General features: G+C 72.1%; 19 protein-coding genes, 3 tRNA genes and 2 pseudogenes. 12 read left to right on the top strand and 12 right to left on the bottom strand.

Features of this window, described 5'->3' with window-relative positions:
• Positions 1 to 105 precede the first annotated feature (105 nt).
• The 3 genes from ACX25U_RS17305 (at position 106) to ACX25U_RS17295 (ending at position 3,056) form a co-directional block, all read left to right on the top strand.
• Positions 106 to 417, top strand: coding sequence for a hypothetical protein (locus tag ACX25U_RS17305; RefSeq protein ID WP_454393083.1), 312 nt, complete (start codon positions 106 to 108; stop codon positions 415 to 417).
• Positions 418 to 688: 271 nt separating this feature from the next.
• Positions 689 to 1,249: a SigE family RNA polymerase sigma factor gene (locus ACX25U_RS17300; RefSeq protein WP_454393081.1), complete on the top strand. Its 561-nt coding sequence runs from the start codon at positions 689 to 691 to the stop codon at positions 1,247 to 1,249.
• 151 nt (positions 1,250 to 1,400) lie between these two features.
• Complete coding sequence (locus ACX25U_RS17295) at positions 1,401 to 3,056, top strand: long-chain fatty acid--CoA ligase (RefSeq protein ID WP_454393079.1); 1,656 nt, start codon at positions 1,401 to 1,403, stop codon at positions 3,054 to 3,056.
• A 67-nt stretch (positions 3,057 to 3,123) separates the two neighbouring features.
• On the opposite strand, the gene ACX25U_RS17290 is transcribed toward ACX25U_RS17295, so the two are convergent.
• Both ACX25U_RS17290 and ACX25U_RS17285 read right to left on the bottom strand, forming a co-directional pair.
• Positions 3,124 to 7,749: a PAS domain-containing protein gene (locus ACX25U_RS17290; protein WP_454393077.1), complete on the bottom strand. Its 4,626-nt coding sequence runs from the start codon at positions 7,747 to 7,749 to the stop codon at positions 3,124 to 3,126.
• Positions 7,750 to 7,943: 194 nt separating this feature from the next.
• Entirely contained in the window at positions 7,944 to 8,450 is a 507-nt protein-coding gene (locus ACX25U_RS17285) for an SSI family serine proteinase inhibitor (RefSeq protein ID WP_454393076.1), read from the bottom strand.
• Positions 8,451 to 8,644: 194 nt separating this feature from the next.
• Between ACX25U_RS17285 and ACX25U_RS17280 the strand changes: the two genes are divergently transcribed.
• Both ACX25U_RS17280 and ACX25U_RS17275 read left to right on the top strand, forming a co-directional pair.
• A tRNA-Ser gene (locus tag ACX25U_RS17280) sits at positions 8,645 to 8,735 on the top strand.
• A 190-nt stretch (positions 8,736 to 8,925) separates the two neighbouring features.
• Positions 8,926 to 8,998: transfer RNA gene (locus tag ACX25U_RS17275), tRNA-Arg, on the top strand.
• 263 nt (positions 8,999 to 9,261) lie between these two features.
• Here ACX25U_RS17275 and ACX25U_RS17270 read toward each other — a convergent pair.
• Positions 9,262 to 9,642, bottom strand: a pseudogene (locus ACX25U_RS17270) (PP2C family protein-serine/threonine phosphatase); the annotation flags it as partial.
• Between the two features lie 735 nt (positions 9,643 to 10,377).
• Here ACX25U_RS17270 and ACX25U_RS17265 point away from each other — a divergent pair.
• The 6 genes and pseudogenes from ACX25U_RS17265 (at position 10,378) to ACX25U_RS17240 (ending at position 15,201) form a co-directional block, all read left to right on the top strand.
• Positions 10,378 to 11,250: a DUF2797 domain-containing protein gene (locus ACX25U_RS17265; protein ID WP_454393074.1), complete on the top strand. Its 873-nt coding sequence runs from the start codon at positions 10,378 to 10,380 to the stop codon at positions 11,248 to 11,250.
• 55 nt (positions 11,251 to 11,305) lie between these two features.
• Positions 11,306 to 12,214: an amidohydrolase family protein gene (locus tag ACX25U_RS17260; RefSeq protein ID WP_454393072.1), complete on the top strand. Its 909-nt coding sequence runs from the start codon at positions 11,306 to 11,308 to the stop codon at positions 12,212 to 12,214.
• 133 nt (positions 12,215 to 12,347) lie between these two features.
• Positions 12,348 to 13,088 (top strand): response regulator transcription factor, encoded by a 741-nt coding sequence (locus tag ACX25U_RS17255; RefSeq protein ID WP_454393070.1) that lies wholly within the window; start codon positions 12,348 to 12,350, stop codon positions 13,086 to 13,088.
• A 110-nt stretch (positions 13,089 to 13,198) separates the two neighbouring features.
• Positions 13,199 to 13,396 (top strand): annotated as a pseudogene (locus tag ACX25U_RS17250) (hypothetical protein); the annotation flags it as partial.
• A 122-nt stretch (positions 13,397 to 13,518) separates the two neighbouring features.
• Positions 13,519 to 14,286 (top strand): TetR/AcrR family transcriptional regulator, encoded by a 768-nt coding sequence (locus ACX25U_RS17245; protein WP_454393068.1) that lies wholly within the window; start codon positions 13,519 to 13,521, stop codon positions 14,284 to 14,286.
• A gap of 192 nt (positions 14,287 to 14,478) precedes the next feature.
• Positions 14,479 to 15,201, top strand: a complete 723-nt coding sequence (locus ACX25U_RS17240) for a GAF and ANTAR domain-containing protein (RefSeq protein WP_454394334.1) — start codon at positions 14,479 to 14,481, stop codon at positions 15,199 to 15,201.
• 16 nt (positions 15,202 to 15,217) lie between these two features.
• Here ACX25U_RS17240 and ACX25U_RS17235 read toward each other — a convergent pair whose 3' ends face one another.
• The 3 genes from ACX25U_RS17235 to ACX25U_RS17225 all read right to left on the bottom strand — a co-directional run bounded on the left by ACX25U_RS17235 (position 15,218) and on the right by ACX25U_RS17225 (position 19,259).
• Positions 15,218 to 16,039: a YceI family protein gene (locus tag ACX25U_RS17235; RefSeq protein ID WP_454393066.1), complete on the bottom strand. Its 822-nt coding sequence runs from the start codon at positions 16,037 to 16,039 to the stop codon at positions 15,218 to 15,220.
• Positions 16,040 to 16,144: 105 nt separating this feature from the next.
• Positions 16,145 to 18,664 (bottom strand): MFS transporter, encoded by a 2,520-nt coding sequence (locus ACX25U_RS17230; RefSeq protein WP_458633815.1) that lies wholly within the window; start codon positions 18,662 to 18,664, stop codon positions 16,145 to 16,147.
• Between the two features lie 121 nt (positions 18,665 to 18,785).
• Positions 18,786 to 19,259 carry a MarR family winged helix-turn-helix transcriptional regulator gene (locus ACX25U_RS17225; protein WP_454393062.1) on the bottom strand — a complete coding sequence of 158 codons (474 nt, stop codon included), beginning with the start codon at positions 19,257 to 19,259 and terminating at the stop codon, positions 18,786 to 18,788.
• 365 nt (positions 19,260 to 19,624) lie between these two features.
• Here ACX25U_RS17225 and ACX25U_RS17220 point away from each other — a divergent pair, with 365 nt between their 5' ends.
• The gene (locus ACX25U_RS17220) at positions 19,625 to 19,816 is read left to right on the top strand and encodes a hypothetical protein (RefSeq protein WP_454393060.1); all 192 of its coding nucleotides are present in this window, start codon (positions 19,625 to 19,627) and stop codon (positions 19,814 to 19,816) included.
• An 89-nt stretch (positions 19,817 to 19,905) separates the two neighbouring features.
• On the opposite strand, the gene ACX25U_RS17215 is transcribed toward ACX25U_RS17220, so the two are convergent.
• The 6 genes from ACX25U_RS17215 to tadA all read right to left on the bottom strand — a co-directional run bounded on the left by ACX25U_RS17215 (position 19,906) and on the right by tadA (position 23,316).
• Positions 19,906 to 20,823 carry an RNA polymerase sigma factor SigF gene (locus ACX25U_RS17215; protein WP_454393058.1) on the bottom strand — a complete coding sequence of 306 codons (918 nt, stop codon included), beginning with the start codon at positions 20,821 to 20,823 and terminating at the stop codon, positions 19,906 to 19,908.
• A 247-nt stretch (positions 20,824 to 21,070) separates the two neighbouring features.
• Entirely contained in the window at positions 21,071 to 21,955 is an 885-nt protein-coding gene (locus tag ACX25U_RS17210; RefSeq protein WP_454393056.1) for an RNA polymerase sigma factor SigF, read from the bottom strand.
• Positions 21,956 to 22,125: 170 nt separating this feature from the next.
• Positions 22,126 to 22,419: a Dabb family protein gene (locus ACX25U_RS17205; protein WP_454393054.1), complete on the bottom strand. Its 294-nt coding sequence runs from the start codon at positions 22,417 to 22,419 to the stop codon at positions 22,126 to 22,128.
• Positions 22,419 to 22,595, bottom strand: a complete 177-nt coding sequence (locus ACX25U_RS17200) for a hypothetical protein (RefSeq protein ID WP_454393052.1) — start codon at positions 22,593 to 22,595, stop codon at positions 22,419 to 22,421. Before ACX25U_RS17200 ends, ACX25U_RS17205 begins: the two co-directional genes overlap by 1 nt.
• Before the next feature lie 138 nt (positions 22,596 to 22,733).
• Positions 22,734 to 22,818, bottom strand: a tRNA-Ser gene (locus tag ACX25U_RS17195).
• Positions 22,819 to 22,884: 66 nt separating this feature from the next.
• A complete protein-coding gene (gene tadA, locus ACX25U_RS17190; RefSeq protein ID WP_454394332.1) occupies positions 22,885 to 23,316 on the bottom strand; it encodes a tRNA adenosine(34) deaminase TadA in 432 nt (143 codons plus the stop codon).
• Positions 23,317 to 23,374 lie beyond the last annotated feature (58 nt).

The following is a 23,374-nucleotide window of genomic DNA, read 5'->3' as shown; positions in this document are numbered from 1 at the left end:
AATCCGCCCGGGCGGTCGGCCAACTGCCCTGGTGACAGCCGTACTTCACAGCTTCACGTACTTCCGGCAAGGCAGCCGGTGCGTACCTCGTACTGGAGGAGCAACATGGCAAGCAGCCGTACCGCCCGCGTTCTCGCCGCCGTCGCGGCCGTCCCTCTCGCGGCCGCACTCTTCACCGGCGCCGCGGCCGCGGACACGGGGGCCATCGCGGGCGACGGATCCAACGCGGGCGTCGCGGGCGTCGTGGGCAGCGGCGTCGGCCACAACAACAGCGGCAACTCGTCGACCACGGGACAGCAGGCGATCGGCGCCGGCGCCTCGAACCGGAGCAACACCGCCCAGGTCAACGGCTCCCCCTTCACATCCGTCCAGCAGGGCAACGAGAACGTCGCCGTCCACTTCACCCCTCTGTGGTGAGCCGGGGCGGGCCGGCGCGCACTTCGGGGACCCGCCGCCGGCCCTGAACCCTCTTGTGGGTGTGCTTGTGGGGACGTGACACGCGTCTGCGCGGCGGCGCTTCGGCTCCGCCGCGCAGACGCGCTCACCCAGGGGAGAACCCGCAGGGCGCGCGGCCCGCTCCTCCACCTTCAGGAGGTGAGGCCAACCCCACCCCTACAACCTGAGGCGGACTCCGCTTCGGGACCTGCGGGCGATCCGCCGCAGCGGGTACCGCTCCTAGCGTGGAGCCATGACCACACCCGTCTGCACCAGCGCGTCGACCGCCGCCGTACCGGCGGCGACCCAGACTCTGGCGTATCCGTCGTTCGCGGCGTACGTACGGGCCCGGCAGCCGGTACTGCTGCGCACCGCCCGGTCGCTGACCGCGAACCAGAGCGACGCGGAGGACCTGCTGCAGACCGCGCTGACCAAGACGTACACCGCCTGGGAGCGGATCGAGGACCACCGGGCGCTCGACGGCTATGTGCGCCGTGCCCTGCTGAACACCCGCACCTCGCAGTGGCGCAAGCGGAAGGTCGACGAGTTCGCCTGCGAGGAGCTGCCCGAGCCGGAGCCGGCGGCCGGCGCGGCCGACCCGGCGGAGCAGCAGGCGCTGCGCGACGCCATGTGGCGGGCGATCATGAAGTTGCCCGCCCGGCAGCGGGCGATGGTCGTCCTCAGGTACTACGAGGACCTCTCCGAGGCGCAGACGGCCGAGGTGCTCGGAGTGTCGGTGGGAACCGTGAAGTCGGCGGTGTCACGGGCACTCGGCAAGCTGCGGGACGACCCGGAACTGGGCCTCGTGCGCTGATCCGTCCGCAGGGCCGGCAGGGCCCGCGGGCGCGAACCGCGCGGCGATTATGTGATCGATCGGCCGGGGCTAGTGACATACCAATCGGTATGTGAGCAGAATCTGCGCAACCCCTACTACCGAGTAGGCAACGCCGCCCCGGGAGGACGCCGTGCTGAGCACCATGCAGGACGTACCGCTGACCGTGAACCGCATCCTCGCTCATGGGGTGCTGGTGCACGGGCGGTCCCAGATCATCACCTGGACCGGCGAGGGCGAACCGCAGCGGCGCAGCTTCGCCGAGGCGGGCGCCCGCGCGGTGCAGCTGGCCAACGCCCTCCGCGACGACCTCGGCGTCCGCGGCGACGACCGTGTGGCGACCCTCATGTGGAACAACGCGGAGCACGTCGAGGCGTACTTCGCGATCCCCTCCATGGGCGCGGTGCTGCACACCCTCAACCTGCGCCTGCCCGCCGAGCAGCTGACCTGGATCGTCAACCACGCGGCCGACCGCGTGATCATCGTCAACGGCTCCCTGATCCCCCTCCTCGCCCCGCTGCTGCCGCACCTGAAGACGGTCGAGCACGTCGTCGTCTCCGGCCCCGGCGACCGCGCCCCGCTCGAGGGCTCCCACGCGCGGGTGCACGAGTACGAGGACCTGATCGCGGACAAGCCGACCACGTACGACTGGCCCGAGCTGGACGAACGCCAGGCCGCCGCCATGTGCTACACATCCGGCACCACCGGCGACCCCAAGGGTGTGGTCTACAGCCACCGTTCGATCTACCTGCACTCCATGCAGGTCAACATGACCGAGTCCATGGGCCTGACCGACCAGGACACCTCGCTGATCGTCGTCCCCCAGTTCCACGTCAACGCCTGGGGCCTGCCGCACGCCACCTTCATGACCGGCGTCAACATGCTGATGCCGGACCGCTTCCTGCAACCCGCCCCGCTCGCCGAGATGATCGAGCGCGAGAAGCCGACGCACGCCGCCGCCGTCCCCACCATCTGGCAGGGCCTGCTCGCCGAGCTGACCGCCCGCCCCCGGGACGTCTCCGCCCTCACCCAGGTCACCATCGGCGGCTCGGCCTGCCCGCCCTCCCTCATGGAGGCCTTCGACCAGCTCGGCATGTGGGTCTGCCACGCCTGGGGCATGACGGAGACCTCCCCGCTCGGCACGGTGGCCCGCCCGCCGGCCCACGCGGTCGGCACGGACGACGAGTTCGGCTACCGCCTCACCCAGGGCCGCTTCCCGGTCGGAGTCGAGGCCCGCCTGACCGGCCCCGGCGGCGAACGCCTCCCCTGGGACGGCGAGTCGGCCGGCGAGCTGGAGGTCCGCGGCCCGTGGATCGCCGGCGCCTACTACAACGGCCCCGATGCCGAACCGCTGCGCCCCGCCGACAAGTTCAGCGAGGACGGCTGGCTGAAGACGGGCGACGTCGGCACCATCAGCCCGGACGGCTTCCTCACCCTCACCGACCGCGCCAAGGACGTCATCAAGTCCGGCGGCGAGTGGATCTCCTCCGTCGAGCTGGAGAACGCCCTGATGTCCCACCCGGACGTCGCCGAGGCCGCCGTCGTCGCCGTCCCCGACGACAAGTGGGGCGAGCGCCCGCTGGCCACCGTCGTCCTCGAGGACGGCGCCACCGCCGACTTCGAGACCCTGCGCACCTTCCTCGCCGAGGAGTGCGGGATCGCCAAGTGGCAGCTCCCGGAGCGCTGGACGATCGTCACGGCGGTCCCGAAGACCAGCGTCGGCAAGTTCGACAAGAAGGTACTGCGCCGGCAGTACGCGGCCGGGGAGCTGGGCGTCACCCGGATCTGACGAGCGCGGGGGCCGGGTGGGGAGCCTCGGGGCTTCCCGCCCGGCGTCATGCCGCGCGTACCGATTGCTAATTGGTGCCGATACGGGCCAGCAGGTCGACGATCCGGTCCTGCACCTCGGTGCCGGTGGACCGCTCCGCCAGGAACAGCACCGTCTCGCCCGAGGCCAGCCGCGGCAGGTCCGCCTGGTCGACGGCGGCCGTGTAGACGACCAGCGGGGTGCGGTTGAGCTGCCCGTTCGCCCGCAGCCAGTCCAGGATCCCGGCCCGGCGGCGGTGGACCTGCATCAGGTCCATCACGACCAGGTTCGGCCGGAACTGCCCGGCCAGTGTCACCGCGTCGTTGTCGCTCGCGGCCCGCGCCACCTGCATCCCGCGCCGCTCCAGCGTCGCCGTCAGCGCCAGCGCGATCTCGGCGTGCTCCTCGATCAGCAGCACGCGCGGCGGGTGCTGCTCGCTGTCGCGCGGAGCCAGGGCCTTGAGGAGTACGGCGGGATCGGCGCCGTAGGCCGCCTCGCGCGTCGCCTGTCCCAGCCCGGCCGTGACCAGCACCGGCACCTCCGCGGCGACCGCCGCCTGTCGCAGCGACTGCAGCGCCGTGCGGGTGATCGGCCCGGTCAGCGGGTCGACGAACAGTGCGGCGGGGAAGGCCGCGATCTGCGCGTCCACCTCCTCGCGCGAGTGCACGATCACAGGCCTGTAGCCGCGGTCGCTCAGCGCCTGCTGGGTGGTGACGTCGGGGGCCGGCCAGACGAGCAGCCGGCGCGGGTTGTCCAGCGGCTCCGGCGGCAGCTCGTCGTCCATCGGCTGCGGCCGGGGGGAGTCCGCGACCTCCACCGCACCGCCGGGGCCGTCCAGCGGCTCGGGACCCTCGGCGGCGTTCCGGTCCGGGGCTCCTATGGCGTACGACCGTCCGGCACCGTCGGTGGCCTGTACCGGCCGGGGCTGCGCCGGGGGCCCGCCCGGGGAAGGCTGCGCGGGGGGCTGCTCGGCCGGCGGGTGCGGGCGGGCCGTCTGCTCCGGCCGCTGTGCCTGCGCCTGCGCCTGTGCCTGCGGGCGCGCGGCGGCCGGGTCGGGCGGCGTGCCCAGCTTGCGACGGCGGCCGGAGCCGCCGGTCGCGTGCGGGGGCGGCGTGGCCGACGACGGCTGCGGCGCCTGCACCTGCGCGGCCTGCCGGCTGAACGGCACGCCCTGTCCCAACGTCCGCACACTGAACGCCCGCCCCTGCGTGGAGTTCGGGTCGACGGGCGCGGCGGCCTCGGCGGGCAGCGGCTGAGCCGTGCGGGGCGCCGGCGGTACGGCGGGCTGCCCGGCCGCCTGCTCGGGCGGGAGGGCGGTGCCGGAGGCGGGGGTGCCGTGGGGCGGCGTATCGGGGGCGGCCTGCTGCGGGGCGGCCTGGGCCGGGGATATGGGCGTGCCGACAGGGTTCGGTACGGGGGCGGCGGGGCCGTGCGGTGGTACGGGGGTGCTCGCGCCGGGGGTGGCGTCGGCGTTGGGCCAGGGCTGTGGGGCAGGAGTGCCCTGGGCCGGGAGCATGGGCGTGCCGACAGGGTTCGGTACGGGGGCGGCGGGGCCGTGCGGTGGTACGGGGGTGCTCGCGCCGGGGGTGGCGTCGGTGCCGGGCCACGGCTGCGGCGGGGCCGGCATGGCGGCGGGAGCCGGCTGCGGGGCGGGTGCGCCCTGGGCCGGCACGGCCTGCGCCGGGAGCGGTCCGGCGGCGGCCTGCTGGGCCGGAGCGGCGGGATTCTGCGCGGGTACGAGCGTCACGCCCTGCTGGGGCAGCGGCTGAACCGCACCGCCCTGGGCGGGCAGGGCCACCTGCCCCAGCACCGGCTGCTGCGGTCCCGCCCCCGGCTGTTCGGGGGCTGCCTGGGGCGCGATCGGCTGTCCGGGGGCTGCCTGGGGCGCGATCGGCTGCCCCGGAACCCCCTGGGGCGCGACCGACTGCCCAGGAGCCACCTGGGGAACGACCTGCGGCAACGCCTGCGCGCCACCCGGGCCGGTCTGCGCGGGAACACCCGGTCCGGCAGCCCCCTGCGAAGGCGCGCCCTGCGCGGGCACGGCCACCGCGGGCATCGACCCCGCGGGCACGGCCACTGCGGGCACGCCCTGCGCGGGCAGGGCCCCCGCAGGCATCGTCCCCGGCACTGCGGCCCCTCCGGGCACCTCCTGCGCGGGCGTCGCGCCCGCTGCGGCGGGTTCCTGCGGCTGGGCCACCGCTCGGCGCCGGCGTCCCGTCGGCACGCTCGCCGGGTGCGGCTGCGGCGGAGTGTGGTCGTCGGCCTGATCGTGGGGTACGGCGTCGTGCCGTCCCTCGTCCGCCACGGGGACGACGGGAGCGTCGCCCTGCGCCGGCAGCTGAACCGCCCCCGCTCCCTCCGGGCCGTCGTCCGGCCGGTCCACCCCCGCGGGCGGCAGGGCGAACACCGTACGGGGAGCCGCCTCCTGCGCGGCGGCACGCTCGGTCGCCGCGGCCAGGGCACGGCGACGCCGTCCGGTCGGCTGCGCAGCGGGCGCCGCGGGGTTCTCACCGCCCGGCTCGGGCTGCGCGTCCGCGGCCGCGGGCAGCGCCGCCGGCAGCGCCTGGGGCTCGCCGATCTCGCGCCGGGCACGCCGTCCGGTGGGCGCGGGCACGCCCTGCGGCGGCACCGTACCGCCCAGGCCCGTACCCGAGGCCGCCGCGCCCGCGGCATGCTCGGCCGCGGTGACCACGGCACCCTCGGACACGCCCGCCGCGTCCTCGGCGGGCCGCCCGCGCCGCCGCCCCGTACCGCCGGAAGCCCCCGGCTCCCGGGCCGGAATCCGCGCGGCGCCCTGGGACTCCTCGGCCGCCCGCCGCCTGCGCCGCCCGGTCGGAGTCGCCTGGGCGCCGGCGGTCTCGCCCTCGCCGTCACCCTCGAGGAACGCGTCCGTGGAGGCCCGCCGGGCCCGCCGCCGCCCGCCGCCCGCACGCTGCTCGGGCACGGCGACCTCCGCGGAGGTGCTCTCCTCCGTGCCGGCCGCCGGACCCTGGACCTCGACCGGGACGACGCCCGCGCCTCCGCCGAGCGGCACCTCGAGGACGTACGCGCTGCCGCTCATCCCGGGCACCTCGTGCGTCTGCAGCACCCCGCCGTGCGCCCGGACGATCCCGCGCACGATCGGCTCGTGCACCGGGTCTCCCCCGGCGTACGGCCCGCGCACCTCGATCCGTACGACCTCGCCGCGCTGCGCCGCCGCCACCACGACGGTGTTGTCCATGTAGCCGCCCGCCGACACGGGCGTGTTGCCGGTCGCGTCGACGCCGGCCACGTCCGCGACGAGGTGCGCGAGCGCGGTCGCCAGGCGCCGCGGGTCGACCTCGGCCTCGATGGGCGGCGCGTGCACGGCGAACTGCACCCGGCCGGGCCCGATCAGCTCGACGGCTCCGTCGACACCGGCGGCGACGACCGCGTCGAGCATGACCTTCGTACGGGCGATCTCCTCGCCGCCGGCGTCGAGGCGCTGGTAGCCGAGGACGTTGTCGATGAGGGTGGTGATCCGCGCGTAGCCGGCCGACAGGTGGTGCAGCACCTGGTTGGCCTCGGGCCACAGCTGCCCGGCGTCGTCGGAGGCGAGAGCGGCCAGCTCGCGGCGCAGTTCGTCCAGGGGCCCGCGCAGGGAGCCGCCGAGGAGTGTGAGCAGCTGCTCGTGCCGGGCGGCGAGTGCCTCGTAGCGGTCTTTCTCCCGCTCGCCGAGCGCGGCGTACCGCTCCTCGTTCGCGGCGAGTTCCTCCGCGTGCCGCTCGGTGAGATCCTCGACCTCGGTGACGTGCTGCTGGCGCAGGGCGGTGAGCTCGGAGGCGTGCTCCTCGGCGAGCCGCTCGAGCTCCTCCTCGTGCCGCTTCTCGGCGGCGGCCTTCTCGTCGGCGAGCGCGTCGTAGGGGCGCCGGTCGGTGAAGGTCATGACGGCGCCGACGAGCTGGTCGCCGTCGCGCACCGGCGCGGTGGTCAGATCGGCGGGCACCTTGTCGCCGGCCTTGGACCACAGCACCTGCCCGCGCACCCGGTGCTTGCGCCCGGAGCGCAGGGTGTCGGCGAGCGGGGACTCCTCGTACGGGAAGGGCGAGCCGTCGGCGCGCGAGTGCAGGACGAGGGTGTGCAGCTCGCGCCCGCCGAGTTCGCCGGCCCGGTAACCCAGTATCTGGGCGGCGGCCGGATTGACGAGCACGACCCGCCCGTCGGTGTCGGTCCCCACGACACCCTCGGCGGCGGCCCGCAGGATCATCTCGGTCTGCCGCTGCGAACGGGCCAGCTCGGCCTCGGTGTCGACGGTGCCGGACAGGTCGCGGACGACCAGCATCAGCAGCTCGTCGCCGGTGTAGCCGGACGCGTCGTAGGCCTGCTGGCTGTTCTCCAGATTCGCGCTCGTGACCTCGACCGGGAACTCGCTTCCGTCGGTCCGCCGCGCCGTCATCCGGGTCGGCTTGGTGCGTCCGCGCGGGTCGATGTGGTCGGGCCGGCGCATGGAACCGGGGATCAGCTTGGAGTCGAACTGCGGCAGCAGATCGAGCAGCCCGCGCCCCACGAGCGCCGTCCCCGGCGTCTCGAACGCCTCCAGGGCGATGGTGTTGGCGTTGACGACGGTGCCGTTGGCGTTGACCAGCACCAAGGCGTCGGGCAGCGCGTCGAGTATGGCAGCGAGGCGAGCAGCGCCTCGGGATGGCCTGCTGCTCACGAGACGCTTCCTCCCTGTTACCGCACCTTGCCGACCGCGGGGGCCATCTTGCCAACCGGCCCGCAACGTGTCACGCGAGGGAGTCTATGCGCAGACGTTGCGCCCGCGACGCCGGATGAGAGGGAGGTCGCACGAGGAAGTGACGTCGAACCTGTGACCGTACGGTTTCGCCGCACACGACCTTCGCGAGATCTCTACCGCCCCCCGGATCTCCCCGGCGCACCGAGGTCGGGCAGGAGCGGCACGAGCCGGTTCCAGCGGTCGATCCGGCAGCCGTCGCCGCGGTCGTAGTACGCGTCGACGGGCCGCCCGGCCCAGGTCCCGGTGACGTGGGCGGTGGCCGGCCCGCCGTACTGCATGGTGCAGAGGCTGCCGTCCGGCACGGGCGCGAAGACCTCCCGTCCCCAGCGCGTGTTCCGGTCGAGCACGTCACAGGCGCCCCGCGCATCCGGGTGACTGCCGCCGGCGGGGTGGCAGTACAGCTCGTACGTCCCGTCCCCGCGCCCACCCGTGTGCCGCACGGTGACGGTGAGGTGATCGCCGCCCCGGCCCTCGCCCCGCACGGGCGGAGGCACGGCGGACGAGGCGGCGGCGGGCACGGCGGAGAGAGACGCGAGACCGGCGAGAGAGGCGGAGACGCCGAGGAGAAGCGCACGCAGGACGGCGGTGCGCCGCGGCGGAAGGGAGGAGACCTGCATCATGCCCGGACCAACGCGACGGCCCCCAGGAAGTTGCGCTCCTTGCGCCGCTCCACCGGCACCACGCCCGACGCCACGGCAAGGACTTTGCCCTGGACCCTGCCTGCCTAGTACCGTGGGGGGCGATTGGTGACACCCCACGCGACTGTGTCATCATCTGCACGCACCACTCACGCACTCGCGCGAGCGGTTGTGCTGGAGGCGTCGCCTAGTCCGGTCTATGGCGCCGCACTGCTAATGCGGTTTGGGTCTTAAAGCCCATCGAGGGTTCAAATCCCTCCGCCTCCGCGCGTGATCGCCGAAGCCCCGGTCCTCCCGACCGGGGCTTCGGTGTTCCCGTCCGTCTCCGACCATACTTCCCCAGGTCACAAGGGGTGCGGGGAATGGATTTCACATGACGGCGGCAGTCATGTAATGTTCTTCCTGTCGCCGCGAGCGGCCCGGAAGGGCCGAGAGCGAAGGCAGAAAAACAGAACAGGCACTCGTAGCTTAACGGATAGAGCATCTGACTACGGATCAGAAGGTTGCAGGTTCGAATCCTGCCGAGTGCACACAGGTAAGAGGCCCCGGAGAGATCCGGGGCCTCTGGCGTTCCGGAGGTGCGTCTCAGGCCTGGGGCATGCCCTGTACCTGAGGGAGGGGGTGCCACTCCGAGAGCACGATGGTCGCGTCGTCGAGCCGGCCGCCGTGGTGGTCGAGGATCGTGTGGATCAGGCGGCGCAGCGCTTCGGGGGCCAGGTCGCCGGCGGTTATGGCGCGGATGATTGAAGTCGGTGAAGCGTTCCTCGCCGAAGCGGACCCCACTCGGCGAGCGAGCCTCGGTGACCCCGTCGGTGTAGAGCAGGATCCTGTCACCGGGCTCCAGCTGGAATCGTTGCACGCGGCGTGCCGTGCCGGAGCACATGTCGCTCAGGCCGAGCGGCGGTTCCGGCTCCCCCTGCAGCGCGTCGCGCAGCACCTCGTCGCCGCGGATGAGCATTGGTGCGGGGTGGCCGCAGTTGACCCACTCCAGCCTGCCGGTGCCGGTCTGCAGGTTCGCCAGGACGGCGGTGACGTAGCGGTCGGGAAAGACCTCGTGCACCGCTTCGTCGATGGTGGCGGCGATGCCGGCGAGGCCCACGCCCCTGCGGCGGGCGGTGCGGCAGGCGGCGAGAGCCACGGAGGTGGTGAGTCCGGCAGCCAGGTCGTGGCCCATGGAATCGAAGATGCCGAGGTGCAGGGTGTGGTCGAGGGTGGAGTGGTCGAAGGCGTCGCCGCCCAGATCGTAGGCGGGCTCCAACACGGCGCTGGAGGTGAACCGGTCGGTACCGATGGTCCGCGGGGCGAGAAACGCCCAGACCATCTCGGAGGGCAGCGCCATCGGCGACAGGCGCTGCCGCATGATGTAGGCGTCGCTGTAGGCGGCCTTGTCGACCGTTATCAGGGCGATCAAGGACACCAGGGCGCGGCAGGTCTCCAAGGTGGCGGCGTCGAAGGACGGGGCCTGGACGGAGACGACGCCCAACCGCTCCACTCCGTCCAGCAGGGGCAGCCACAGGATCAGCCCGTCGGTCATGTCGTCTTCGGTGATGCGAGGTGAGAGTGTCCGGTACGCCCAGCCGGCCAGGGTGCCGTCGATGGGGACCGTGCGCGGGGCCTCGAAGCGGGCGTCCGGTACCGACACCAGCACGTTCTGCTGGAGGTCGGCGAGGTAGATGTTCAGACGGCTGATGTGCAGCGATTCGTACTCGCGCCGCAGCTCCTCGGGCAGGTCGGCGGGCGCGACGGTCGCGTAGTTCCTCAACAGGCGAAGTAGTGCCTGGGCCCGTTCGGGCATCGCGCTCACCAACTTCCGGGGCGTTGCCCTTCGCACCCACCACGGTACTTCCGGGCTCCGGCGGGAGCGCGGACGAATCCGCGTTGTCAGTGGTGGCTCGTACTCTCGGACGTGATGGCGCGGGTGTGGAGGTGCTCGGGGCTGCGGTGGCCGGCGGACGGTCCCTTGCTGGTGTGGGACGGCGGGCGGTCGAGTGCGCTGCACCGGGGGAAACGGGTGGCCTTCGAGGTCGCGGAAGGGGGAGTGCGGACATGTGCGGGAGCGCGGGGGCATGCGTGTCCGGTCCGGGCGGTCGTGCCGGGGCGGAGTACGGGGGCGCGGTGCGAGGAGTGCGCGCGGCTGGAGCGGGCGCACTCCGTGGCCGCCGACACGATCGCGGACGACCCGCGGCCGTACCACGTATATCTGGCGTGGTTCGGGCCCGGCATGGTCAAGGTCGGGATCACGGCCGTCGAGCGGGGGTCCGCGCGGCTGCTTGAGCAGGGTGCCGTCTGTTTCAGCCGGCTCGGGGCGGGGCCGCTCATGGCGGCACGCCGCACCGAAGAGCTGCTGCGTGCCGCGCTCCGGGTCCCCGACCGGATTCCGTACGCCAAGAAGCGCGCCGTACGGTCCGCCCTGCCGGCCACCGCGACGGAGCGGGCCGCCGAGATCGGGGAGCTGCACGGGCGGGCGACCGCGCTCGGCGGCTGGCCGGAGTCGCTGGAGCCGGAGCCGTTCCGGCCCGTCGATCACGCCGGGGTGTTCGGGCTGGCCGGTCTGCCGGCCGCCGTGGGCGAGGTGACCGAGCTCGTCGCGGGCTCAGTGGTGAGCGGTGAGCTGGTCGCCGCCGCCGGGCCCGATCTGCACCTGGTGACGGACGGCGGGGTCGTCGTGCTCGATACACGGCTGATGACCGGCTGGGGGCTCCGGCCCGCGAGGGGCGTGGGGTTCACCGTGCCGGTGCGGGAGTTCCGGGAGCCGACGGGGGTGCAGGACGGGTTGTTCTGAGGTGCCGGGAGGAGGGGGCTGGACGCCGTGCACCTCCCGGGACGATCGTGGGCGCATGAGTGATCAGCCGCCGTCCATGATCCCTGCGCCGGAGACCGCCGAGGTCCGGCGGTTCCAGGAGCGGCTCGGGCTGCCCGGGCTCGTCGACGTCCACACCCATTTCATGCCCGAGCGGGTACTGCGCAAGGTCTGGGACTACTTCGACGGACTCGGCGCGCTCACCGGCGGCATCGAGTGGCCCATCACCTACCGGGAGGAGGAGGAACAACGGGTCGCGCGGCTGCGGGAGTTCGGGGTGCGGGCCTTCACCGCCATGCTGTACCCGCACAAGCCGGGCATGGCCCGCTGGCTCAACGGCTGGGCGGCCGGCTTCGCCCGCCGCACGCCCGACTGTCTGCACACCTCGACTCTCTTCCCGGAGCCGGACGTGCACGCGTACGTCCGGCAGGCCCTCGAGGCGGGCGCCCGGGTGTTCAAGGCGCACGTCCAGGTCGGGGCGTACGATCCCGCCGACGAACTCCTCGACGAAACCTGGGGGTTGCTCGCCGAGGCGGAGGTTCCCGTCGTGATCCACTGCGGGTCCGGGCCGGCGCCCGGCAAGCACACCGGGCCGGAGCCGGTCGGGCGGGTGCTCGCCCGGCACCCGCGGCTGCGGCTGGTCGTCGCCCACATGGGCATGACGGAGTACGAGGACTTCCTCGACCTGGCCGAGCGGTACGAGGAGGTGCGGCTCGACACGACCATGGCGTTCACCGACTTCAGTGAACGGCTCGCCCCGTTCCCCCGGCACGCCCTGCCCCGGCTGGCCGGCCTCGCCGACCGGATCCTGCTCGGCTCGGACTTCCCCAACATCCCCTACCCCTATGTCCATCAGCTGCACGCCCTGGAGCGTCTGGACCTCGGCGACGACTGGCTGCGCGCGGTGTGCCATGACAACGGGGCGCGGCTGTTCGGGCTGTCGTGAGCCACACCCCGCCGTGAGCCACGCGCTTTCCAGGCGTTCCCCGAGAGCCGCCTGTGGCTTTCTCAGGGGAATCTCAGGGGAATCACAGACGGTTGAAAGCGCGCTCTCAGAGGACCCCGACACGGTGTCCACCATGACCACGACCTCGCCCCGGGGGCGCACCGAACTGCTGAGGCCGGACGGGAGCCCCGTCCGGGTGCTTGTGGTGGACGACGAGTTGTCGATCACCGAACTGCTGTCCATGACCCTGCGCTACGAGGGCTGGCAGGTCCGCAGCGCGGGGGACGGGCAGGGTGCCGTCCGGACCGCGCGCGAGTTCCGGCCCGACGCCGTCGTCCTGGACATGATGCCGCCCGACATGGACGGACTCGCCGTCCTGGGGCGGCTGCGCCGCGAGCTCCCCGACGTGCCCGTCCTCTTCCTGACCGCCAAGGACGCCGTCGAGGACAGAATCGCCGGGCTCACCGCCGGCGGGGACGACTACGTCACCAAGCCGTTCAGCCTGGAGGAGGTCGTGGCACGGCTGCGCGGGCTGATCCGCCGCTCCGGTGCCGCCGACCGGCGGCCCGACTCCGTGCTCGTCGTCGGCGACCTCACCCTCGACGAGGACAGCCACGAGGTCTTCCGGGGCGGGGACGGCATCCACCTCACCGCCACCGAGTTCGAGCTGCTGCGCTTCCTCATGCGCAATCCACGGCGCGTGCTCAGCAAGGCGCAGATCCTGGACCGGGTGTGGTCGTACGACTTCGGCGGGCAGGCCAACGTCGTCGAGCTCTACATCTCGTACCTGCGCCGGAAGATCGACGCCGGCCGCGAGCCGATGATCCACACCAGGCGCGGCGCCGGTTACCTGATCAAGCCCGCCGTGCCATGAGCGGGCGGCGACGGCCGCGTCCGCGTCAGCCGCGCACCCTGCGGACCCGGCTCGTCGTCGCGTCCGTGGTGCTGATCGCCGTGGTCTGCGCGGTGATCGGCACCGTGACGACGCCGGCGCAGTTCCGGGCAGACGTGACGGAAGGAAGGATCCACTGCTTCATCGCCGGCGGAGGCATGGGGAGAGGCGGCCTGGGCGGCGGCACCGGCACCGCCTCGCGGACCACCTCGCGGGTCGAGGAGAACTTCAGGAAGGTGACGGTCGGTCCGGCCACCTTCTACGACCTCACGCGGAAGACGAGCGACTGACGGTTCACCGGGGAGAGAGGCGGTACCCGCCTGGGTACCGCCTCTCTCGTACGACCGCGTTGCCGGGCGGGGCTGAGCGGGCAGACTCATGACCGGCGTCGGAATGCTCAGGAAGGTACGGCATGGTGAAGGCAGCCCGGGCCAAGGGCGCGGCGCGGACCAGCGTCTGGCTGGAGGGCAAGGCGCGCCGGGGCGGGCGCGGCGGCGGGCAGCCGTCCTCCGGGCTCGGCCGGGAGCGGATCACCGAGGTCACGGTGCGGCTGTTGGACGCGGAGGGGCCGGCGAAGTTCTCCATGCGCCGGCTCGCCACCGAGCTGAACGTGACGGCGATGTCCCTGTACTGGTACGTCGACACCAAGGACGACCTGCTCGAACTCGCCCTCGACGCCGCCTTCGGCGAGCTGCGGCTGCCCGCCCCGGACGTCGACGCGGACTGGCGCGACCAGATGCGCCGGCTCGCCACCGAGTACCGGGGGCTGCTGGTGCGCCACCCCTGGCTGTCGCCGCTCGCCGGGACGTTCCTCAACATCGGCCCGAACTCGCTCGCCTTCTCGGGCACGGTGCAGCGGGTCGTCCGCCGCACCGGGCTGCCCGAGCGGCGCCTGACGGGGGCGATCGCGGCCGTCTTCCAGTTCGTGTACGGCTACGGCACGATCGAGGGCCATTTCGTGGCCCGCTGTGCCGACGCGGGGATGGCCCCGGACGACTACTTCCGGCATGCGCTGAGCGCCGCGACCCAGGCTCCGGACGCCGCCGAGGTGCTCCAGGAGTCCGTGACCTTCATGGCGGCCCGCGGCGGCGACACGGTCGCGGAGATGCTGGACCGCGACTTCGCCTTCGCCCTCGATCTGCTGGTCGCGGGCATCGAGGCGATGGTGGCCCGCGGCTGACACGGGCTCGGGAAGCGGGTCACGGCACTCACCTGACAGAAGGCGGACGTCCGTACGTCTCGAAGAGGCCGGAGCCCAAGTGTCCACCAGGCGGAAACCTCCGAGCACGGACGATATAAAGTTCTGTCCGTCCTGTGCTCGCAGTCGGGAATGTGCTGCGGAGCTCTCCTGCGCATGGCCGTATGGCCGTGCATGCCGAAGAGGTTCGTGGTGCCTGCGTCCGATTTTTCCGAATCGCCCCGTTTTTCGGGGGATTTCGAGCTGGCCGAAGCCCTGACGGTGGCGGCTCGGCAACTGCACGACACGGTCACCCCGCACAGCACCATGCGCGCGGCGGTCCAGCTCGCCGTGCGTCTGCTGCCGGGCGCCGAGCACTCGGGGATCTCCGTACTGGAACGCGGCCGCCACCGCCGTACGGTCGCCTGGACCGACGAGGTCGTACGCACCGCCGAGGACTCCGGCGGCGACCGTCGTCAGGCGCCGTACTGGGAGCACCTGTGGCAGGCGCCCGTCGTGCGCGTGGCGGACAGCGAGGCCGAGGACGGCGGGGAGTCGCTGGCCGGCCTGGGGCTGCGTTCGGCGCTCGCCCTGCGGCTGCGCGCCGACAAGCGGCGGCTGACCGTGCTCACCGCCTACTCCCGCAAGCCGCGCGCCTTCGACGACGCCGCGACACGCATCGGCCGGCTGTTCACCGCGCACGTCAGCCTCGCCCTGGACTCGGTGACCGTGCGCGAGCAGCTCACCGAGGCGATGCGCACCAGGGACCTGATCGGCCAGGCCACCGGCATCCTCATGGAGCGGCTGAACATCGACGCGGCGGAAGCCTTCGACAGCCTCGTGCGCGCCTCGCAGCGGGAGAACATCAAGCTGCGGGACCTCGCCCGCCGGCTCGTCGACGCGCACAACACCCAGTGAGGGTGCTTCCGGCGGGTCACGCCGCCGGGAGCACCGTGCCCTGGACCGCCTGGATGTCCAGCTCCACCCTCAGGGTCGTGCCGATGGCGGCGATGCCGGCCTGGAGGATCTGGTTGTAGTTCATGGCGAAGTCCTCGCGGCGCAGCTGTGCCGTCGCGCGGAAGGCGGCGCGGGTGCCGCCCCACGGGTCGGCGCCGGTGCCGAGGTAGGCGAGGTCGAGGTCGACCGGGCGGACCACGCCGCGCATGCCCAGCTCGCCGTGGACCGTCCAGCGGTCCGGGCCGGCGGCGGTCAGGCCGGTGGAGCGGTAGATGATCCGCGGGTGCCGCTCGACGTCCAGGAAGTCCGGGGACTTCAGATGGCTGTCGCGCGTCCCGTTGCCGGTGTCGATGGAGCCGGCGCGGATGACCGCCTCCACCCTGGATTCGGAGACGTCGTCCGGGGCGATCTCGATGGTGCCGGCGAAGTCCGTGAACCGGCCGTGCACGCTGGAGATCCCCAGGTGCTGGGCGACCGCGGCGACCGAGGAGTGCGCCGGGTCGATGGTCCACGGTCCCGGTGGCGGCAGCTCGCTGCCGCCCTGCCGGGCCAGCGTCACCGTGCCGACCTCGGCCCGCCCGCTCGCGGTGACGATCGCGCTGGAGGCGGCGGGCGCGTACCCGACCGCCGTGACGATGACCGTGTACGCCCCCGGCGCCAGCGCGGTCGCGTGCCGTACGGCGCCCTCCGCGTCGGCCTCGGCCCGCAGCACCTGCGTGCCGGTCATGTCGGTCACCGTGACGACCGCGTGCGACACGGCCCATCCGTCCCGGGTACGGATCCTCGCGGTCAGTCCCATCCCGTTTTCTCCCTGCAAAGCATCACAAAATGGTCGTAAAATGACCGGCCCGTGACCGGACGCTCCGCCGCTCGGGAAGCGTCCCACCACGGGCCGGGGTTCGAACTACTCGCCGGGGTGAGCGAGTTCGATGTCGTGGGCGTCGACGCCGCGGCCGGTGACCGTCAGGGCCGTCGCCACCGGCGGGTAGCCCGTCGCGATGACGGTGTACTCGCCGCTGCCCAGGTCGGTGAAGGCGTACGCCCCGTCGGGGCCGGTGGTGGCCGTGCCGACCACGTTGCCCACCGCGTCGACCAGCGTCACGCGGGCGTCGGCCAGCGGGCCGTGCGGGGCGCGGACCACACCCTGGAGCCGGGCGCCGGCGTCCAGGTCGATCTCGACCCGGGTGACCCCGCTGCCGGCCACCTCGACCGGCAGCGCCCGCGGTCGGTACCCGGCGGCGTTCACCGCGACGGTCACGGCTCCCGGCACCAGCTCGGCGAAGGAGAACTCGCCCTGCTCACCGGTGGTCCCGGTGGCCAGCAGATCGCCGCGCACATCGGTGACGACGACCATCGCGTCCTTCACCGGCAGCCCGCTCTGAGCGGCCCGGACCACACCGTTCAGTCCGCTGGTGCCGCTGAGCAGGATGTCGTACGCCACCGGCTCGCCGTTCACCACGATCGTGGAAGCCTGCGGCTGGAAGCCGTCGGCGGAGGCGATCAGGACGTACGATCCCGCGCCCGGCGCGTCCACCGCGTAGGCACCGTCGGCCTGCGCGACCGACCGGCCCAGCTGGCGGCCCGCCAGCGAGATCAGCGTGACCGCGGCCTGCGGCACCGGCGCGCCCTCGGCGCCCCGGACGAAGCCGTGCACCGGGAGCCCGCCGCCGTACCCGGCGGCCGACTCACCGGGCGCCGCCGTGGCGAGCGCGGCCGGCCGCGGCGTGCCCTCGGGGCCGGCCTCGGTGGAGGCGGCCACCGCCCAGCTGGGCACCCGCTCCCCGACGGGACCGGGCACCTCCCCGGCACCGGGCGTCTCCGCGGCGACGGCCGCGGGCTGCGGGGACCGGGCCTCGGCCACCACCGGGGCCGCGGCCGGGCCCACCGGCGTGGTCTCCTCCTCGGCGGCCTGCGCCAGCGCGCCCTGGGTCCGCAGCGGGACCTCCTTGATGAACAGCGAGATCAGGAAGGCGACCGCGGCCAGCGCGGCGGCGATCAGGAAGATGTCGGCGATGCCGTGCCCGTAGGCGCTCTCCATGACCGTGCGCAGCGGCTTGGGCAGCGCGTCCATGTCCGGGATGCTGTCGCTCGCCGAGCCGGAACCGGACAGGGCGGCCGCGTACTTCGGGGGAAGGCCGGCCACACCGTCCTTGACGTACTCGGTGATCCGGTGGGCCATCACCGCGCCCAGCGCGGAGACGCCGACCGCACCGCCCAGGGAGCGGAAGAAGGTGACCGTAGAGCTGGCCGCGCCGAGGTCGCTCGGCGCCACCTGGTTCTGCGTGCACAGCACCAGGTTCTGCATCATCATGCCGATGCCGAGGCCCAGCAGCGCCATGAAGACGGCCGTCTTCCAGTAGTCCGTGTCGTACCGGATGGTGCCGAGCAGACCCAGTCCCGCCGTCACCAGCACACCACCGCCGACCAGCCAGCTCTTCCAGCGCCCGGTACGGGTGATGAGCAGACCGGAGACGGTGGAGGAGACGAACAGACCGCCGATCATCGGGATGGTCAGGACGCCCGACATGGTCGGGGACTTGTCACGGGCCAGCTGGAAGTACTGGCTGAAGAACACGGTCCCGCTGAACATCGCGATACCGACGAACAGGGAGGCGAGCGAGGCCAGCGTGATGGTGCGGTTGCGGAACAGCCGCAGCGGGATGATCGGCTCGCTCGCCCTGGCCTCGACGAGCACGAACAGCGCACCGAGGACGACCGAACCGGCGACCATCGTGTACGTCTGCCACGACAGCCAGTCGTACTTGTCACCGGCGAAGGTGACCCAGACCAGCAGCAGCGACACCGCGGCGGAGATCAGGAACGCGCCGGTCCAGTCGACCTTGACCTCCCGCTTGGCCACGGGCAGGTCCAGGGTCTTCTGCAGGACGATCAGCGCGATCACCGCGAAGGGCACGCCGACGTAGAAGCACCAGCGCCAGCCGAGCCAGGAGGTGTCGGTGATGACACCGCCGAGCAGCGGGCCGCCGACGGTGGCCACGGCGAAGGTGGCACCGATGTAACCGGAGTACCGGCCGCGCTCCCGCGGGGAGATCATCGCGGCCATGATGATCTGGGCGAGGGCGGCCAGACCGCCGCTGCCGATGCCCTGCACCACGCGGCAGGCGATCAGCATGCCCGGGTTGTGCGACAGGCCCGCGCAGGCCGACGCCAGGACGAAGATGACGAGCGCTATCTGGACGAGCGCCTTCTTGCTGTAGAGGTCGGCGAGCTTGCCCCACAGGGGAGTGGCCGCGGTCATCGACAGCAGGGCGGCGGTGACCACCCAGGTGTAGGCGGACTGGCCGCCCCCGAGGTCACCGATGATCTGCGGCAGCGCGTTGGAGACGATCGTGGACGACAGGATCGCCACGAACATGCCGAGCATCAGCCCGGAGAGCGCCTCCATGATCTGCCGGTGCGTCATCGGAGCGTCGCTGGAGGAGCCTCCCCCGTGTTTGGCGTGGGCCCGCACACCGGCTGGTGTGGTCGTTGCCATGGGCTTCCTTTTTCTTACGTGTTTGCGGGTGTACGGGTGGTCTTGGTGACTAGGACCCAGGTCCCAGAGGTGTGGGGAGCCGGTTCGCGGTGGACCGGCATTCGCCGAAGCTGGCGCGCAGGCGTGTCATCAGCCGGATGAGCTGGCCGACCTCGTCGTCGGTCCAGTCGCTCAGCCGCTCGGCGAGCAGGTGGGTGGTCCGCCGGTACAGCTCGTCGAGCAGGTTCACCCCGGCGGGCGTCAGGCGCAGGATGCGCGAACGCTTGTCCGCGGGGTCCGGGAACCGCTCGATCCAGCCGCGCTCGGCGAGGTGCGCGGCATGCCGGCTGGTCACCGACATGTCCACGGAGAGCAGCTCGGCGAGCTTGCTCATGCGCATGTCCCCGTGGCGGCCGAGCAGGGTCAGCACGCCGGCCGAGCCGGCCGGGCAGTCGGGCGGCAGGATCCGCCCCATGCCCCGTTTCACGACTCCGACGGCACTGAGCTGACGCGCCAGCTCTTCGTACTGCGCCTGCTCAGCCATCACACCTCCCGTATTCGTTGCTTTGGGCAACGATAAGAGTGGTTGGTTGCTGTAGGCAAACAAATTGGGGGTCGGCGGCGCAAAAACTTGGCAAAGGCAAGTATTGGCGGACGTAAACCCGCAGGTGATGGCGGACGCGAGGGCCACCGACGATCACCATTCAGCCCAGACCGGTGCAATCAGCCTGTCTGGGGGCCCTGCTCGAAGAGCTTGGGGGAGCTTGAGGACGAGGCCGTCCAGGCCGACAGCGGGGGTCTGGGGGCGGCAGCCCCAGGGCCGGTCACGCCAACTCCGGTGCGTACCAAGCGAGGGCAGGACCACCCCCGCTTGGGCAGCGCCCAGCGTCTTCGCTAGGGTCTCGGGCCATGGCTAACACCCAGGGCCCCCAGGGCAACTACGACCCCGCCGGCAGCACCCAGATGTTCCGCGCGTTCGTCGACGAGGCTCCCCAGGGCAGGCAGCAGCAGGCCTCCTCGGGCCCGCGCGTCGGCCTGATCGTCGGTGTCGTCGTCGCCGTGGCGATCGTCGCGGCCGTCGCCTGGCTCGCGCTCAGGTAGGGCGATCAGGAGCATGAGAAATCAGCCACCATGGCAGCGCGCCATGGTGGCTGACAACCCGTCGACGGGGAAGGGCCGACCCGAACGGATCAGTCCGAGATGAGCCCCTCCCGCAGCTGTGCGAGAGTCCGCGTCAGCAGCCGTGAGACGTGCATCTGCGAGATGCCGACCTCCTCGCCGATCTGCGACTGGGTCATGTTGGCGAAGAAGCGCAGCATGATGATCCGCCGCTCGCGGGGCGGCAGCTTGGCCAGCAGGGGCTTGAGCGACTCGCGGTACTCCACGCCCTCCAGCGCCGTGTCCTCGTAGCCGAGGCGGTCCGCCAGGGAGCCCTCGCCGCCGTCGTCCTCGGGGGCCGGGGAGTCCAGCGAGGAGGCGGTGTAGGCGTTGCCCACCGCCAGGCCGTCGACCACGTCCTCCTCCGACACACCGAGGACGGTGGCCAGTTCGGTGACCGTCGGGGAGCGGTCGAGCTTCTGGGAGAGCTCGTCGGACGCCTTCGTCAGGGCCAGGCGCAGCTCCTGCAGGCGCCTGGGCACCCGCACCGACCACGACGTGTCGCGGAAGAAGCGCTTGATCTCGCCCACGACCGTCGGCATCGCGAAGGTCGGGAACTCCACACCACGCTCGCAGTCGAAGCGGTCGATCGCCTTGATCAGGCCGATCGTGCCGACCTGGACGATGTCCTCCATCGGCTCGTTGCGGGAGCGGAAGCGGGCGGCCGCGTAGCGGACCAGCGGGAGGTTGAGCTCGATCAGGGTGTCCCGGACGTAGGCACGCTCGGGGCTGTCCTCGTCGAGTGCGGCGAGCCGCAGGAACAGGGAGCGGGACAGGGTGCGGGTGTCGATGGTCTCCGAGGCCGGCGAGGCCGTGGCCGGAAGAGCCGTGGCGGGAGCGGCCTCGAGGGCCGCCACATCGTCGAGGGCGTCGATCGGCTCGAGCGCCGGGGAGGGCGTCTCGCTCTTCGTGAGCGTCAGCACCTTGGAGCTGCCCTGTTCTGCGGACATGCCACCCCCTTTGGGTCGCGGGACGGTCGCGGCCGCGCCCTCCGAAGAGAAGAACGCAGCCCTCACCTGAGATACCGGAGCCGAAGCCACGGCAAACGCGCTTCCCGCAGAATGTCACATGTCGGCAACGCGCTGTAGGGACTTGTCGACATGTGAGAAGCGAATCGGCCCTGGAAAGAAGGGGTCTGACGGCTTTTCGGGTCGAAGATGTCGGGAACCGCCCAGGTGGGCGATTCGCCCGTGCCGGTTACGCCTCGATCCTGTTTGCGGATCGCAGCCGCTGGAAGCTACGTGCGAGTAGCCGGGAGACATGCATCTGGGAGACGCCGAGTTCCGCGCTGATCTGCGACTGGGTGAGATTGCTGTAGTAGCGCAGCAGCAGGATTCTCTGCTCCCGTTCGGGGAGCTGGACGAGGAGATGGCGGACCAGGTCGCGGTGTTCGACGCCGTCGAGGGCCGGGTCCTCGTAGCCGAGCCGGTCCAGCAGTCCGGGCAGCCCGTCGCCCTCCTGGGCCGCCTCCAGGGAGGTCGCGTGGTACGAGCGTCCCGCCTCGATGCAGGAGAGCACCTCGTCCTCGGTGATGCGCAGCCGCTCGGCGATCTCGGCGGTCGTGGGGGAGCGGCCGAAGGCGGTCGTCAGGTCCTCGGTGGCGCTGTTGACCTGCACCCACAGTTCGTGCAGCCGGCGCGGGACGTGGACGGTGCGGACGTTGTCGCGGAAGTAGCGCTTGATCTCGCCGACGACCGTCGGCATCGCGAAGGTCGGGAACTGCACGCCCCGGTCCGGGTCGAAGCGGTCGATGGCGTTGATGAGCCCGATGGTGCCGACCTGGACGACGTCCTCCATCGGCTCGTTGCGGGAGCGGAAGCGGGCGGCGGCGTAGCGTACGAGCGGGAGGTTCGCCTCGATGAGCGCTCCTCGCACGCGGGCGTGCTCCGCTGAGCCCGGTTCGAGCTCCTTCAACTGGGTGAAGAGCACCTGGGTGAGGGCCCGGGTGTCGGCGCCGCGCCGCTTCTCCGGGGGCGGGGCGGCGGCAGGGGCGGCCGCCTGGGCGGAAGCTCCCTCCGGGGGCGGCGCAGTCCTGGCCGACACGGTCAACGCCACCTCTTCATCGATCAACTCATCCAGCAAAAGCGGTCATAGCATCACAAGACAGCTGCATGGGGTTCAAGCACCACATACTCACGTGTTGAGGGATGAATCAGGTCATAAAACGCGGAAAAGTCCCGCACCGTTCCGGTGCGGGACCGGCCGTGCAGCCATACGGCCGTACGGCTGCGCGGCCGGGAAATCCGTGGCCGTCAGAACTCGTAGTCGGCGATCACCCACGTGGCGAATTCCCGCCACAGGGCGACGCCTGCCTGATGGGCCGGGTGCTCCAGGTACCGGCGCAGGGCGTCGGCGTCCTCGACCGCCGAGTTGATCGCGAAGTCGTAGGCGATGGGCCGGTCGCTGACGTTCCAGCCGCACTCCCAGAAGCGCAGCTCGTCGATCCGGCCGCCGAGGGCGCGGAAGGCCTCCACGCCGGCCACGACGCGCGGGTCGTCGCGCTCGACGCCCTCGTCGAGCTTGAACAGGACCAGGTGGCGGATCATCACTTTCCTCCGTCGGCGACCCACGTCATGAACTCGCCGATGGCCTTGGCGGCGTCCGAGATGCCCTCGAACCCTATCTGGACGTAGCCCGCAGCCCCCTTCGGATCTGTGATGATCACGTACAGCACGAAGACCACGAGCACATAGACGACGATCTTCTTGGCGTTCATCGCCATCGCGGTCTCCCCCTGTCGCTGGTTGTCCTGTCGTCGACTGCCCTGTCGAGGGACTGCCTTGCCGAAGAGCCGTACCGGGCCGAGCGCTGTAGATGATCGCACGAAGGGCCCCGTCCACCGGACGGGGCCCTTCTCGAGCGGTAGCGGAGGGATTTGAACCCTCGGTGACTTGCGCCACACTCGCTTTCGAGGCGAGCTCCTTCGGCCGCTCGGACACGCTACCGAGGGAGACCTTACAGCACAGGTGGCGCGGGCCGAAATCCGTTTCCCGTCCGGCGGACCCCGGGGCTCAGCGGCCGCGGAAGAAGTCGGTGAGCAGCGCGGCGCACTCGTCGGCGAGCACGCCCTCGATCACCTCGGGCCGGTGGTTGAGCCGCCGGTCCCGTACGACGTCCCACAGGGAGCCGGCGGCACCCGCCTTCTCGTCGCGGGCGCCGTAGACCACCCGGTCGACACGGGACAGGACGATCGCGCCCGCGCACATCGTGCACGGCTCCAGCGTCACCACCAGCGTGCAGCCCGACAGTCGCCACTGCCCGGTCTTCGCGGCGGCCCGCCGGATGGCGAGGACCTCCGCGTGGGCGGTCGGGTCGCCGGTGGCCTCGCGCTCGTTGTGGCCGGTGCCGAGCACGGTCGTACCGTCGCCGGACAGCACGACGGCGCCGACGGGGACGTCCCCGCCCCGGACGGCCTGCCCGGCCTCGTCCAGGGCGAGCCGCATCGCGGCCCGCCAGCGGTCGCGCACCGGGTCCGGGGCCCCGGCCGCCTCCGGCGTCCTG

It is taken from the genome of Streptomyces sp. JNUCC 63 (assembly GCF_054366325.1).
Note: the sequence above shows the minus strand (reverse complement) of the source record. Positions and strands in the feature narration are given on the sequence as shown.